9 protein-coding genes are annotated in these 13407 nt (G+C 74.0%); 5 read left to right on the top strand and 4 right to left on the bottom strand.

The genetic code is table 11. The features are described 5' to 3' along the window. Window positions 1–214: 214 nt before the first annotated feature. A complete protein-coding gene (locus BIV28_RS02125) occupies window positions 215–3595 on the top strand; it encodes a TM0106 family RecB-like putative nuclease (RefSeq protein WP_076258902.1) in 3381 nt (1126 codons plus the stop codon). A 7-nt stretch (window positions 3596–3602) separates the two neighbouring features. On the opposite strand, the gene BIV28_RS02120 is transcribed toward BIV28_RS02125, so the two are convergent. Next, window positions 3603–4058 carry a hypothetical protein gene (locus BIV28_RS02120; protein ID WP_076258901.1) on the bottom strand — a complete coding sequence of 152 codons (456 nt, stop codon included), beginning with the start codon at window positions 4056–4058 and terminating at the stop codon, window positions 3603–3605. A 9-nt stretch (window positions 4059–4067) separates the two neighbouring features. Further along, complete coding sequence (locus tag BIV28_RS02115) at window positions 4068–5513, bottom strand: ADP-ribosylglycohydrolase family protein (protein WP_076258899.1); 1446 nt, start codon at window positions 5511–5513, stop codon at window positions 4068–4070. Between the two features lie 106 nt (window positions 5514–5619). Between BIV28_RS02115 and BIV28_RS02110 the strand changes: the two genes are divergently transcribed. The 3 genes from BIV28_RS02110 to BIV28_RS02100 are packed head-to-tail and all read left to right on the top strand — an operon-like array spanning window position 5620 to window position 7700. Then, window positions 5620–5985 (top strand): hypothetical protein, encoded by a 366-nt coding sequence (locus BIV28_RS02110; RefSeq protein WP_076258897.1) that lies wholly within the window; start codon window positions 5620–5622, stop codon window positions 5983–5985. Further along, entirely contained in the window at window positions 5975–6451 is a 477-nt protein-coding gene (locus tag BIV28_RS02105; protein ID WP_076258896.1) for a hypothetical protein, read from the top strand. The genes BIV28_RS02110 and BIV28_RS02105 overlap by 11 nt, the downstream gene beginning before the upstream one ends. Before the next feature lie 10 nt (window positions 6452–6461). Then, entirely contained in the window at window positions 6462–7700 is a 1239-nt protein-coding gene (locus BIV28_RS02100) for a lipid II:glycine glycyltransferase FemX (protein WP_076258894.1), read from the top strand. A gap of 18 nt (window positions 7701–7718) precedes the next feature. Here the strand turns inward: BIV28_RS02100 and BIV28_RS02095 are convergent, their stop codons facing one another. Next, the gene (locus tag BIV28_RS02095; RefSeq protein ID WP_076258892.1) at window positions 7719–8513 is read right to left on the bottom strand and encodes a hypothetical protein; all 795 of its coding nucleotides are present in this window, start codon (window positions 8511–8513) and stop codon (window positions 7719–7721) included. Then, window positions 8510–9289, bottom strand: a complete 780-nt coding sequence (locus BIV28_RS02090) for a hypothetical protein (protein ID WP_076258891.1) — start codon at window positions 9287–9289, stop codon at window positions 8510–8512. Before BIV28_RS02090 ends, BIV28_RS02095 begins: the two co-directional genes overlap by 4 nt. Window positions 9290–9453: 164 nt before the next feature. On the opposite strand from BIV28_RS02090, the gene hrpA reads away from it, so the two are divergent. Continuing rightward, window positions 9454–13395 carry an ATP-dependent RNA helicase HrpA gene (gene hrpA / locus BIV28_RS02085; RefSeq protein WP_076258889.1) on the top strand — a complete coding sequence of 1314 codons (3942 nt, stop codon included), beginning with the start codon at window positions 9454–9456 and terminating at the stop codon, window positions 13393–13395. Window positions 13396–13407 lie beyond the last annotated feature (12 nt).

Raw genomic sequence — 13407 nt, 5'->3', positions numbered from 1 at the left:
CCCCGAGAGTTGATCGACACCCATCCTCCTTGCGCGGCTCCGTCCGCACGAAGCCCCGCTCGGGCACCCCGTGCGCAGGGGCGCTCGCCCCCGAACCTTGCCTGCCACGCCGGGGGCAACCTATCCGACGAAGGGGGGTGTGCGCGCGCCAACGGGACAGCTCGTCATCTGCCCGACATGTCGGGCTGTCGGAGGGCGTCGGCATACTCGGGGCATGCAGCGCATCGACGGCCACCTGGTCCTGTCCCCGACGGACCTCACCAAGCACGTCGCCTGCGCGCACATCACGACGCTCGACCTCGAGGCGCTGGGCCCGGCGGGGGCCGCCCGAGGGGCCCGCGCGGCGCGCGTCGCACCGGACGACTCGCTCAACCTCGTCTTCGCCAAGGGCCTCGAGCACGAGCACGCCTACCTCGACCGGCTGCGGGCCGAGGGCCGTGAGGTCCTCGACGTCGCGGCCCTCGGGCTGCACGGAGCTGCGGCCGAGGAGGCCACGGTCGAGGCCATGCGCCGCGGCGTCGACGTCGTCTACCAGGCCACCTTCTACGACGGCCACTGGGTGGGCCTGGCCGACTTCCTCCTGCGGGCCGAGCTGCCCGAGGGCGAGCTGAGCGCCTTCGGCCCGTGGCGCTACGACATCGCCGACACCAAGCTCGCTCGTCGGCTCAAGGTGCCGGCGCTGCTGCAGATGGCCACGTACGCCGCGCGCCTCGAGACCCTCCAGGGGGTCGCGCCGCAGTGGCTCACCGTCGTCACCGGCGACCAGGAGCAGCACCCGTGGCGACTCGTCGACGTCGCACCGTACGCCCGACGCCGCCGGGAGGAGCTGCTCGATGCCATCGAGCGGCCCCGGCCCACCGAGTCGGCCCGCGTGCAGCACTGCGGCCAGTGCCGGTGGAAGGAGCGGTGCGCCCAGGAGTGGCTCGACCGCGACGACCTCGTCCAGGTGGCGGGCATGCGCGCCGACCACCGCGCCACCCTGGTGCAGCTCGGCATCCCGACGCTGCGCGCCCTCGCCGACTCCACCGAGGAGCAGCTGGCCCCGGCCCTGTCGGCCACGACGCGGCGGCGCCTGCTGCAGCAGGCACGGCTCCAGCTCGCCGAGCGCGAGACCGGCCGGGCCCAGTTCGAGCTGCTCGACCCCGAGCCGGGCCGCGGGCTGCAGATGCTCCCCGAGCCCGACGAGGGCGACGTCTACCTCGACTTCGAGGGCGACCCCTGGGCCGAGGGCGGCGCCGGGCGCGAGTACCTCGCCGGCATCTGGACCCGCGAGGGCGAGTTCGTCGACTTCTGGGCCCACGACTTCGCCGAGGAGGGCCGGCTCACCACCGAGCTCGTCGACTGGCTCACCGATCGCTGGCAGCGGCACCCGGGCATGCACGTCTACCACTACGCGCCCTACGAGACCACCGCGCTCAAGCGGCTCGTCGGCCAGCACGCCACCCGTGAGGCACAGCTCGACCAGCTGCTGCGCCACGAGGTCTTCGTCGACCTCTACGCCGTCGTCCGCCAGGGCGTGCGCATCAGCAAGGGCTCCTACTCGATCAAGAAGCTCGAGGAGTTCTACTGGGGCCACACCCGCTCGGCCGAGGGCGACGGCGTCGCCGACGGGCTCTCCTCGGTCGTGGAGTACGAGCGGTGGCTCGCCGGGCGCGGCGACGGCACGGCGGACCCCGCGATCCTCGCCGACATCCGGCGCTACAACGAGGAGGACGTCCGCTCCACCCTCGCCCTGCACGACTGGCTCGAGCAGCGGCGCCACGAGCTCGAGGCCGGCGGCCACGTGCTGGCCCGGCCGCTGCCCGAGGAGCTCAAGGAGGTCTCCGACGAGGAGCGCGCCGAGATCGACCTCACCGAGCGCCTCGTCGAGGCAGGCCACGAGCTGCTCGCCGGCTGCGTCGGCTGGCACCGCCGCGAGAAGCGCCCCGAGTGGTGGGACTTCTTCCGCTACAAGGACCTCGACACCGCCGAGCTCGTCGAGGACGCCACGGCGATCGGCGACCTCGGCGAGCCCGTCGAGGTGGGGCAGGTCAAGCGCTCGCGCGTCTGGCGCTACCCGTTCCCGCCCCAGGACTGCAAGGTCTCGGTCGGCAAGTACGTGCCCGACGTCGACACCCACGCGCCGGTCGGCAAGGTCGTCGCCGTCGACCCCGTCGAGGGCTGGGTCGAGCTGTCGATGAGCCGCACCCTCGAGCCGCCGCGGCCACGTGGCATCGGCGGCCCGGGGCCGATCATGGACGCCGTCCTGCGCCAGTCGATCGCGCGCACCGGCGAGCTCGCCCTCACCGGCGGTGCCAACCTCGCGACGCGCCTGCTCGACCGGGTCGTGCCGGCGGCCGAGGTGCTCGCGGTCCGACCGGGCGAGTCGCCCAAGGACGCCGTCGTCCGCGTCGGCTCCGGCCTGGCGGGCGAGGTGCTGGCCGTCCAGGGGCCGCCGGGCACGGGCAAGACCTTCGCCGGCTCGGCGCTCGTGCGCGAGCTGCTCGACGCGGGCCTCACGGTCGGGGTCACCGCGCAGTCGCACGCCGTCGTGCTCAACCTGCTCCACGAGGTCGACCGGCCGGCGTGGCACAAGGACGGCACCAACGCCGAGGAGGGGGCCGAGCAGGCCGAGCCGCCGTCCCTCGTGCGGCACACCACCGACAACGCCGAGGTCGTCGCCGCGATCCGGTCGGGGGAGGCCCGGCTCGTCGGGGGCACCGCCTGGCTCTGGGCGCGCGAGGACCTCGTCGACGCCGTCGACGTGCTCGTCATCGACGAGGCCGGGCAGTTCTCGCTCGCCAACGCCGTCGCCGTCGCACCGGCCGCCCGCTCGCTCGTGCTGCTCGGCGACCCGCAGCAGCTGACCCAGCCGACCAAGGCCGTGCACCCGTTCGGCTCGGGGGTGTCGGCCCTCGACCACCTGCGCACCGAGGGCGACGGCGAGAGCGGCGGGCACGAGGCCCTCGTCCACGACGTCATCCCCGCCGACCGCGGCATCTTCCTCGACCGCACGCACCGGATGCACCCGAGCCTCACGGCGTTCGTGTCCGAGCTGGCCTACGAGGGCCGCCTCGAGTCCGCGCCCGGGCGTGAGCGTCTCGCCGTCGACGCCCCAGGGGCTCTGTCGGGAGACGGCCTGCGCTGGGTCGCCGTCACGCACACGCAGCCGTCCGAGCAGAGCAGCACGGAGGAGGCCGCGGTCGTTCGCGACCTCGTCGCCGACCTCCTCCGGGGCACGTGGACCTCCGCCGACGGCCACGCCCACCCGGTCGGCCCCGAGGACGTCCTCGTCGTCGCGCCGTACAACGCCCACGTCGCCACGCTCGCGCACGTGCTGCCCGAGGGCGTGCGCGTCGGCACCGTCGACCGCTTCCAGGGCCAGCAGGCGGCCGTCGTCGTGTACTCGATGGCGAGCACCACCGCCGCCCTGGCGCCGCGCGGGGTGCCGTTCCTCTACGACCTGCACCGCCTCAACGTCGCGATCTCGCGGGCCAAGGCCATGGCCGTCGTCGTCGGGTCGCCGCTGCTGCTCGACGCCGAGGTGCACACGCCCGAGGAGCTGCGCGCCGTCAACGCCCTGTGCCGGTTCGTCGACGAGGCCAAGGCCGTTTGAGGCCGCCTCAGGCCCGGCGGGGGAGCGTGCCGAGGTCGGCCTCGACGACCTCCCGGTCCTCGGGGTCGGTCAGCGACGCGAGCACGTCACGGGCCTCGGCCTCGTAGCGCTCCGCGGCGTCGAAGTCGCCGCCGACCGCGGCGGCCCGGGCCGAGGCCTCGAGCGCGGCCGCGAGGTCCCAGCCCTCACCGGCGCCGCCCCGGGCGATCGTCACGTACCGCGACGCGTGGTAGGCCGCCGCGTCGGCCTGACCGAGGACGGCGTGGACGCGGGAGACGAGCCAGTGCCCGCGGCCGACGTTCTCCGGGCGCACGCCCTCGAACCGCAGCCAGTGGTACATCGACGCGTGGGCGCGCGCGAGCATCTCGTCGTCGTCCTCCGGCGCCCGGTCGGTGCGCTCGAGCAGGTCCCACGTCGCGTTGTAGAGGTCGACGCCGAGGCGCCGGTGGTCGAGGTCGGTCATGGACGCAACCTAGGCGCCGTGGGCCGCCACGTGCCAGAGGCGCCCCTCGCCGCGGATGCCCGGCAGGGCGGCCCGGATCGAACGCTCGGCCAGCTCGGGCGCGATCCCGAGGTCGACGGCGTAGCGCAGGGCGACGGCCGGGGCACGGTCACCGCCGTGGTGGCAGTGCACGAGGACGCGCTTGCCCTCGGCGCGGAACTGCCGCAGCGCCGACGAGGCGTCGTCGAGGACGAAGTCGAGGTGCGGGTTGAGCTCCTGGTCGTCGTGCTCGTTGATCCAGAACTCGATGTGGTCGCGGGCCGACATGCCCTCCGCGGGGATGTCGCGCAGCCCGAGCGGGCACAGCGACACGACTGCCTGCACGCCGAGCTCGCGGACCCGGCCGAGGTCGGTGATGCTGCCGAGCAGGATGTCCGGGTCGATGGGGTGCGGCTGGGCCAGCGGGGGCACGGCGGGGTCGGCCACCGTCTCGACGGAGGGCCACTCGCCGTGGCGCCGCCCGCCGATCGAGGTCGACACCGCGAGCTCGACGAGGTCGTGGGCGCGCAGGCCCGGCCAGCCGTGCACCATCCGGCGCCACTGCGTCGGCACGGCGGAGGCGCCGTAGCGGGCACCGAGCAGCGACCCGGCGATGGCGGCGACGGTGTCGGTGTCGTGCCCGGCCCGGACGGCGGCCTGCAGCCCGCGCTGCAGGTGCATCGCCGATCCGTCGCCACGGTCGGTCGAGGTGATGGCGGCCCACGCGTCCTGCAGGGCGGTCACGGTGAAGCCGTTGTCGCCGAAGGCTCCCGGGTCGGCGCCGGTGGCCGCCTCGATCCAGTCGCCCCAGTGGCCGGCGTGCGCGGCGCTGACGAGGTCGAGCCCGGCGGTGAGGTCGAGGCGGCCCTCGGTGACGGCGACGCGGATCGCCTCGGACCACAGCACCGCCGAGTCGCCGGCGAGCTGGTCGGCGTGGGTCAGCTCGGCGACGGCGCGCGCGGCCCGGGCCGTCGCGTGCCGGTCGGTCAGGGCCGAGAGCCCGACGACGGAGGTGCGCATCAGGGCGCCGTTGCCGGCGGTCAGCCCGGTCCGGGCGTGGAGGTTCTCGCTGGCGCGCGCCAGGCGCTCGTGCGGGCGGCCCTCGAGGGCGCGGGCCTCGGTGAGCACGGCCCGGGTCTGGGTGCCGACGTCGGTGGCGCCGCCGTCCAGCCAGGCGGTGAACGCGTCGGCGACCTCGTCGAGACCGCGGGGCGAGGTGAGGTCGAGCCCGAGCGCGGACACCCGTGCGACGCAGAGCGTCATCTGGGTGTCGTCGCTCCACTCGCCGGGCCCGTACGGGCCGAGGCCGCCGCCCTTCATGACGGCCTCGCCGACCGGCGGGGCCGCCATCTCGTACGGCACCCCGAGGGCGTCGCCGCACGCCTGCCCGAGCAGGACGCCGGCGGCACGGTCGACCGCGATGGGGCGGATCGGCACGGGGACTCCTCGGTGTTCACGGCAGGTCAGGTGGACGCCCGCGCGCCACCTCAGGGGAAACCTACCGGTCGGGGACCGGGCCCCACCCACGCAGTAGGCTCGCCGCGTGCTCCAACCGCTCACCGTCGTGCTGCTCGTCGGCAGCGGCGTGCTCGCCCTGCTCGCGGCCCACCACCTCCTGCGCCGCCGGCTCGTCGATGACCCCGTCGTCATCACAGCCCTCGTCCTCGAGGTCGCGCTGCTCGTGCAGCTCGTCGTCGGCCTGACGAAGGCCTCGGCGATCGGCGACGGCGCCGAGCGCGCCACGTTCATCGCCTACCTCTTCACCGTCCTGCTCGTGCCGCCGGCCACCGTCGTCATCGCCATCAAGGAGAAGACGCAGTGGGCCATGGGCGTCGTGCTCGGCGGGGCCTTCGTCGTGGCGATCCTCGTCGCCCGCCTCCAACAGGTCTGGAGCCTCCATGCCGCCTGAGCCGCACGACACCTCGCCCGAGCAGCCACAGCAGCACGAGACCCCGCACACCGGGCACGGCTTCGGCCGCGTGCTCGTCGCCGTGTACGGGCTGCTCGCCCTCGCCGCGACGGGCCGCTCGATCCTGCAGATCAGCGAGTACTTCGACCGGGCACCGGTGTCCTACGTCCTGTCGGCGCTCGCGGCCGTCATCTACCTCGTCGCCACGATCGGCCTGGCCCGCGGCGACCGCACGTCGGTGCGTCTCGCCACCGTGGCGCTGAGCGTCGAGCTGCTCGGCGTGCTCGTCGTCGGCACGCTGTCCTACGTCGTGCCCTCGGCCTTCCCCGACAAGACCGTGTGGTCGCACTTCGGAGCCGGCTACGGCTACGTGCCGCTGGTGCTCCCGATCGTCGGCCTGTGGTGGATCCACCACACCGCGCGGGCCGGTGACGGCGAGGACGGAGCGTCGGCCGCTCGCCGCTAGGGTTGCGGCCATGACTTCGCAGCCCGCTGCCGCCGCCGCGACCGGGACCGGACCGTTCACCGGCCCCTTCACCGTCCGTGAGATCAGCCCCGACGAGGAGCTCGACACGCTCCACGCCGTCGGCGGCAGCTTCCTGCAGACGCCCGCGTGGGGGCGGGCCAAGGCCGGCTGGCGCCGGACGCCGCTCGGCTGGTTCGACGCCGACGGCACCCGTGTCGGGGCCGGGATGGTCCTGTCGCGCAGCATCCCGCGGCTGCGGCGCACCTACGCCTACCTGCCCGAGGGGCCAGGGCTGCCGTGGGAGGCCGTGGCCGCCGACCCGGCTGCGTGGATGGACCCGCTCGTCGCGTGGGCGAAGGGCACCGGCGCGTTCGCCCTGCGGCTCGGCTTCCCCGTCGTGTCGCGGGTGTGGGACCGCGAGCCGGTCAAGAAGCAGGTGGCCGAGGGCGGCCTGCTCAGCTTCACGACGCTCGAGCCGGCCGTCGACAACCCGGTGGCCCGTTCGCTCGAGGCCTGGCTCGGCCGCAACAAATGGCTGCCCATCGGTGGTGACGGCGTCGCCGTCGGCCAGCCGCGGCTGCTCTGCGTCGTCGACCTGCGGGGCCGCACCGTCGACGAGCTGAACAAGGGCATGAACCAGCAGTGGCGGCGCAACGTCAAGAAGGCCGCGAAGTCGGGGGTGCAGGTGCGGGCCGTCGGGCTCGAGGGCCTCGACACCTTCCACGACCTCTACGTCGAGTCGGCCGAGCGCGACAACTTCCTGCCGCGCCCCAAGCCCTACTTCGAGACGATGGCCCGTTCGTTCATGCAGGAGGGCGCCGACGCCGAGTCGCGACCGCACGCCTGGTTCTACGAGGCGCACGTCGACGGCGACGTGCTCGCCTCGGCCCTGATGATCCGTTTCGGCCCGACCTTCTCCTACCTCTACGGCGGGTCCACCGAGCGCAACCGCGACGCGCGTGCGTCCAACGCCCTGCAGTGGCAGGCCATGCAGGACGCCCTCGAGCAGGGCTGTGAGGCCTACGACTTCCGCGGCTTCAACACCTCGCTGGGAGCGACGAGCCCGCTGACCGGCCTGCTGCTCTTCAAGCTCGGCGCGGGCGCCGACGTGCGCGAGATGGTGGGCGAGCGCGAGCTCGTCATCAGCCGGTTCTGGCACACCGCCTTCCAGCGCGCGATGGCTCTGCGGATCGCGATCAACAAGCGCCGCAAGGCGGCCCGGGCCTCGGCCGACGACGCCGACATCTGAGCCGGCCGCAGCCCGGTCTCAGCGGGACCGGGCCGGCAGGGTCGCCGTGCAGGTGACGGGCCCGTCCTGGGTCTCGACCGACACCAGGGTGCCCGCGGCGTAGATGCGGCACTCCAGCGTGCCCGTCCCGGAGGTCTGGTCGACCGTGACCTCGACCGTGGTGGAGTGGTCGGGACCGGAGCCTGCGTCGACGGGGGCCTCGGCCACCCAGGGCAGCGCGGCGACCGGCGTCCCGAGGACGTCCGCCCCACCGACGGTCACGACCACGGACGCCACGACGGGCCCCGCTCCGACGACCTCGACCCGCAGCTGCTGCGCACCGGCCGGGACCGATCGGACGGTCCGCCGCCCCGCCGGCAGGGGATCGACACCCCCGAGCGGTGCGGGGTCACCGAGCTCGGTCCACGAGCTGAAGGGTGCCGGGTCGCCCCCGGAGTCAGAGCCGTCCCCGAGTCCGGAGTCGTATCCGGGGTCGTAGCCGTACTCCGGCTCGGCGCCGACCGACACCGAGGTCGACCCGCCGCCGACGCCCACGTGCACCCCGCCGCCGACCCCGAGCATCAGCGCGAGTGCGGCGGCACCGGCCACCCACAGGCCCCATCGGCGTCCGGCGCCCGGAGGGCGGACCGGGGTGGCGGGCCGGCGGACGGGTCGCCCGCCCGGGAAGGCGGTGGTGTGCGACAGCTGGGGTCGACTCCGGATCGTCGGCGGGCCGGCGGTCGCCCGACGCGTCGGGATGTCGTCGAGGTCGGGGAAGGCGACGTGGCGGTCATGGTCGGGGTTCGGCTGCATCGTCCGGTCGGCGTCGTTCACGGTCGGCTGTTCCGCCACGAGCCGTCCGAGACCTTGCAGTCGACGGACTGCATGCCCACCGACCGGGACAGCTCGACGCCGCTGATGGTCACGCTGCAGCTCATCGCCTGGGTGCCGCGGTAGCCGTAGTCGTCGGCGCTGAAGGAGAAGTACGCGTCGTCCGGGTCGACCGAGAGCTCGGCGGCGTACGGCAGCGTCACACCGGTCAGCTGCGTGGTGCGGCCGCCGCTGCTGTAGAGACGCAGGTCGACGACGCGTCCGGTGCCATGGAACTCGACACGCACCTGCGTCGGGTGCTGGGGCACCGACGGCACCTCCGAGGGTGCGACCGACACCGGCGTCACCGGCAGTGCCGTGTCGTCGTCCTGTCGGCCGGCCGAGGTGCTCGAGCTGCCGGAGTCCGACGAGCGCGGGGCGGCCACGACGACCAGGACGACCAGCAGCACGATGACGATGCCGGCGAAGACGCTGAGGCGGAGGATGACGCGTCGGGCACGCGCGGCCCGCGCCTCGGCCGACGACGAGACCGACGACGAGACCGACGACGAGGCTTGCGGTGAGGCCTGGCCGGGTGGGGCCGGAGCGGCGTGCGCGACCGGGGGAGGCGACGGTGGCCTGGCGGCCGGTTCGTCGAACGCCGAGAACCGGTCCGACGACGGGTCCGGCGTCGCCTGCGGCTCGGGAGCCGGCAGGACGGGCGCCGTCGGGTCGAGCGGCGGCCCGCCGGGCTCGTACTGCGGCGAGAGCGCGTCCGGGCGCTGTGGCGTGTCGGTCACGACGTTCGTTCCCCCTGAATCGGTGACGGCTCATCCAAGCAGAGGTGGGCGCGCCGCGGTGGTCGCCGGTGAGAGGCCGCGTGTCCGCCCGCGGTTCCCGCCGCCGCGGCCGCTGGCGGAAACCCGTGCGACCGGCACCCCGTGGCCCGCCTAGGCTGTCGGTCATGTCCGACCAGCCCGCGAACGCTCCTGCGCGCTCGCGGCCACCGCGGCGCCGAGGACGCGGCGGCGGCCAGGGCCGGACGGCCGGGCGCGGACCGACGCCGGAGCAGCGCGAGGCGCGTCGGGCAGCGCGCGCGGCCACGGTGCCGCCGATCACCTATCCCGAGCACCTGCCGGTCGTCGACCGACGCGACGACATCGCCGCCGCGATCCGCGACCACCAGGTCGTCGTCATCGCCGGCGAGACCGGCTCGGGCAAGACGACCCAGATCCCGAAGATCTGCCTCGAGCTCGGGCGCGGGCTCGACGGGCAGATCGGCCACACGCAGCCACGTCGCATCGCCGCCCGCGCCGTGGCCGAGCGGCTCGCCGAGGAGCTCGACGTCGAGCTGGGGCAGGCGGTCGGCTACCAGGTCCGGTTCACCGACCACGCCACCCGCGACACGCTCGTCAAGGTCATGACCGACGGCATCCTGCTCGCCGAGATGCAGCGCGACCGCGAGCTGCGCCGCTACGACACGATCATCATCGACGAGGCCCACGAGCGCAGCCTCAACATCGACTTCATCCTCGGCTACCTCAAGCAGCTGCTGCCGCGCCGGCCCGACCTCAAGGTCGTCATCACGTCGGCGACGATCGACCCCGAGAAGTTCGCCCGGCACTTCGCCGACCCGACGTCGGGGGAGCCCGCCCCGATCATCGAGGTGTCCGGCCGCACCTACCCGGTCGAGATCCGCTACCGCCCGCTCGTCGACCCTGACCGTCCCGACGCCGAGGAGCGGGACATGGTCACCGGCGTCTGCGAGGCCGTCGAGGAGCTGTGGACCGAACGGCACTCGGGCACGAGCAGCGACATCCTCGTGTTCTTCTCCGGCGAGCGCGAGATCCGCGACGCTGCCGACGCGCTCAACGGCATGAAGCTGCCCGTCACCGAGGTCGTCCCCCTCTACGGCAGGCTGTCGGCGGCCGAGCAGCACCGCGTCTTCTCCTCGCACACCGGCCGGCGGATCGTGCTGGCCACCAACGTCGCCGAGACCTCCCTCACCGTCCCGGGGATCCGGTACGTCATCGACACCGGCACGGCGCGCATCAGCCGCTACAGCCAGCGGACCAAGGTGCAGCGCCTGCCCATCGAGCCGGTGAGCCAGGCGAGCGCGAACCAGCGCAGCGGCCGGTGCGGGCGCGTCGCCGAGGGCATCGCGATCCGCCTCTACTCCGAGGACGACTTCGACAGCCGTCCCGAGTTCACCGACCCCGAGATCCTGCGCACCAACCTCGCCTCGGTGATCCTGCAGATGACGAGCCTCGGCCTCGGCGACATCGCGAGGTTCCCCTTCGTCGACCCGCCCGACTCGCGCCAGGTCACCGACGGCGTCCGGCTCCTCGAGGAGCTGCAGGCGTTCGCGCCCGACGACGACGCAGCAACCGGAGGGCGTCGTCGACCCGGGCGGCGCCTGACCTCCATGGGACGCACCATCGCAACCCTGCCCATCGACCCCCGGCACGCGCGGATGGTGCTCGAGGCGGACAAGCGGGGGGTGCTGCGCGAGGTGCTCGTCGTCGTCGCGGCGCTGTCGATCCAGGACCCGCGGGAGCGTCCGCAGGACAAGCAGGAGCTCGCGAACGCGTCGCACAAGCGGTTCGCCGACGACACGAGCGACTTCGTCTCGTGGCTCAACCTCTGGTCCTACCTCAAGGAGCAGCAGAAGGAGCTGAGCAGCAGCGCCTTCCGCCGGATGTGCAAGGCCGAGTACCTCCACTACCTCCGGGTGCGCGAGTGGCAGGACTTGCACAGCCAGGTGCGCCAGGCCGCCAAGCAGGCCGGCCTCGACGTCACCCGCGGCAGCGTCCACGGCGAGTACGACACCGACGCCATCCACCAGTCGCTGCTCGCGGGCCTGCTCTCGCACGTCGGCGTCCGCGACGAGCAGCGCCGCGAGTACGCCGGGGCGCGCGGCACCCGGTTCGCGATCAGCCCCGGTTCGGCGCTGTTCCGCAAACAGCCGCAGTTCGTCATGGCCGAGGAGCTCGTCGAGACCACCCGCCTCTGGGCGCGCACCACGGCCCGCATCGACCCGCAGTGGGCCGAGGACCTCGGCGCCCACCTCGTCAAGCGCCAGTACTCCGAGCCGCGCTGGTCGGGTCGGCGCGGCTCGGCGATCGCCACGGAGCGGGTGACGCTCTACGGCGTGCCGATCGTCGTCGGGCGCACCGTCGGCCTGGGACGGGTCGACCCCGAGCTGGCCCGTGACCTGTTCATCCGGCACGCCCTCGTCGAGGGTGACTGGAGCACCGAGCACGCGTTCCTGCGCGAGAACGCCGCCCTCGTCGAGCGGCTCGGCGAGCTCGAGGCGCGCACTCGACGCCGCGACATCGTCGTCGACGACAGCACTCTGATCGCCTTCTACGACAAGCGGGTCCCGGCCGAGGTGGTCTCGGGCCGGCACTTCGACTCGTGGTGGAAGAAGGCGCGGCGCACCGAGCAGGACCTGCTGACGTTCACCGAGGAGCTCCTGCTGCGCGAGAGCGCCGGCAGCATCGCCGACGCCGACCACCCGACCACGTGGACCCAGGGCGAGAACGTCCTGCCCGTCACGTACCGGTTCGAGCCGGGCGCGCCCGACGACGGCGTCACGGTGCACGTCCCCGTCGACCGCCTCAACCAAGTGAGTGCCGACGGGTTCGACTGGCAGGTTCCGGGCTTCCGCGAGGAGCTCGTGACCGCCCTGATCCGCTCGCTGCCCAAGCAGGTCCGCCGCCTCATCGTGCCGGCGCCCGACCACGCCCGGGCCGTGCTGCCCGAGCTCGACCCGACCTCGGGCCCGCTGCTGCCGGCACTCGCGACGGTGCTGCGCCGGCGCGCCGGGGCCGCCGTCTCGCCCGCCGACTTCGACTGGGCGCGGGTGCCGGACCACCTGCGGGTCACCTTCTCGGTCGACGGCCCCGACGGGCGGCCCGTGGCCACCGGCAAGGACCTCGAGGCCGTGCGGGAGGCGGCCACGCCACAGCTGCGTCGACAGGTCCGGCGCGCCGGCTCGAGCCTCGAGCGCACCGGGCTGACCGCCTTCCCCGACGAGGGCGTTCCCGAGACCTTCGAGAGCGCCGACGGCGTGCAGGGCTTCCCGGCCCTCGTCGACACCGGGTCCGCCGTCGACCTGCGCGTCCTGCCGACGCGCGGCGAGGCCGAGGCCGAGCACCGCCTCGGCGTGCGCCGGCTGCTCCTGCTCGGCATCACCCCACCGTGGAAGCAGGTCCTGGCCCGCCTCACCAACACCCAGAAGCTCGCGCTCGGGCACAACCCGCACGGCAGCGTGCCGGCCCTGCTCGAGGACTGCCTCGCCTGCGCGGTCGACGCCATCAGCGCCGACACGGCAGGGGGGCAGGGGCCGGGCGCCGGACGCGTCGACCACACGGTGCGTACCCGCGAGGACTTCGAGTGGGCCCTGTCGGCGGTGCGCACCCACACGACGGCCCGCGTCGTGCAGGTCGTGGGGCTCGTCGAGCCGGTCCTGGCCCGCCACCTGGCCCTGACCAACCGCCTGGCCGAGCTCGACCGCTCCGCGAGCCCCGCGCTGCGCCCGGTGCTCGCCGACGTCCGCGCCCAGCTGCGCGAGCTCGTGCGGCCGGGGTTCGTCGCCGACACCGGCCTGGCCCGGCTGCCCGACCTCGAGCGCTACCTGCGCGCCGCCGAGCACCGCCTCGAGAAGGCACCGGCCAACCTCGCGCGCGACGCGCAGTCCCTCGACCAGGTCGACCTCGTCGAGGGTCGCTACGCCGACCTGCTCGAGACGCTGCGCCCGGCCCAGCGCGGGGCCCGCGAGGTCGTCGACATCGGCTGGATGATCGAGGAGCTGCGGGTCTCGCTCTTCGCCCAGACCCTCGGCACGGCCTACTCCGTGTCGCCGCAGCGTGTCCTCAAGGCGATCGCCAAGGTCTCCACCTGAGGAGCCGTTCGG

This window comes from Intrasporangium flavum (assembly GCF_001956915.1).
Taxonomy (GTDB): domain Bacteria; phylum Actinomycetota; class Actinomycetes; order Actinomycetales; family Dermatophilaceae; genus Monashia; species Monashia flava.
This window is presented reverse-complemented; position numbering and strand designations above follow the sequence as displayed.

Bases quoted from the DNA above. Each gene is read 5' to 3' on its own strand.
- BIV28_RS02100 (WP_076258894.1), top strand. From the start codon at position 6,462: ATGACTTCGCAGCCCGCTGCCGCCGCCGCGACCGGGACCGGACCGTTC.
- BIV28_RS02125 (WP_076258902.1), top strand. From the start codon at position 215: ATGCAGCGCATCGACGGCCACCTGGTCCTGTCCCCGACGGACCTCACC.
- BIV28_RS02105 (WP_076258896.1), top strand. From the start codon at position 5,975: ATGCCGCCTGAGCCGCACGACACCTCGCCCGAGCAGCCACAGCAGCAC.
- hrpA (WP_076258889.1), top strand. From the start codon at position 9,454: ATGTCCGACCAGCCCGCGAACGCTCCTGCGCGCTCGCGGCCACCGCGG.
- BIV28_RS02120 (WP_076258901.1), bottom strand. From the start codon at position 4,058: ATGACCGACCTCGACCACCGGCGCCTCGGCGTCGACCTCTACAACGCG.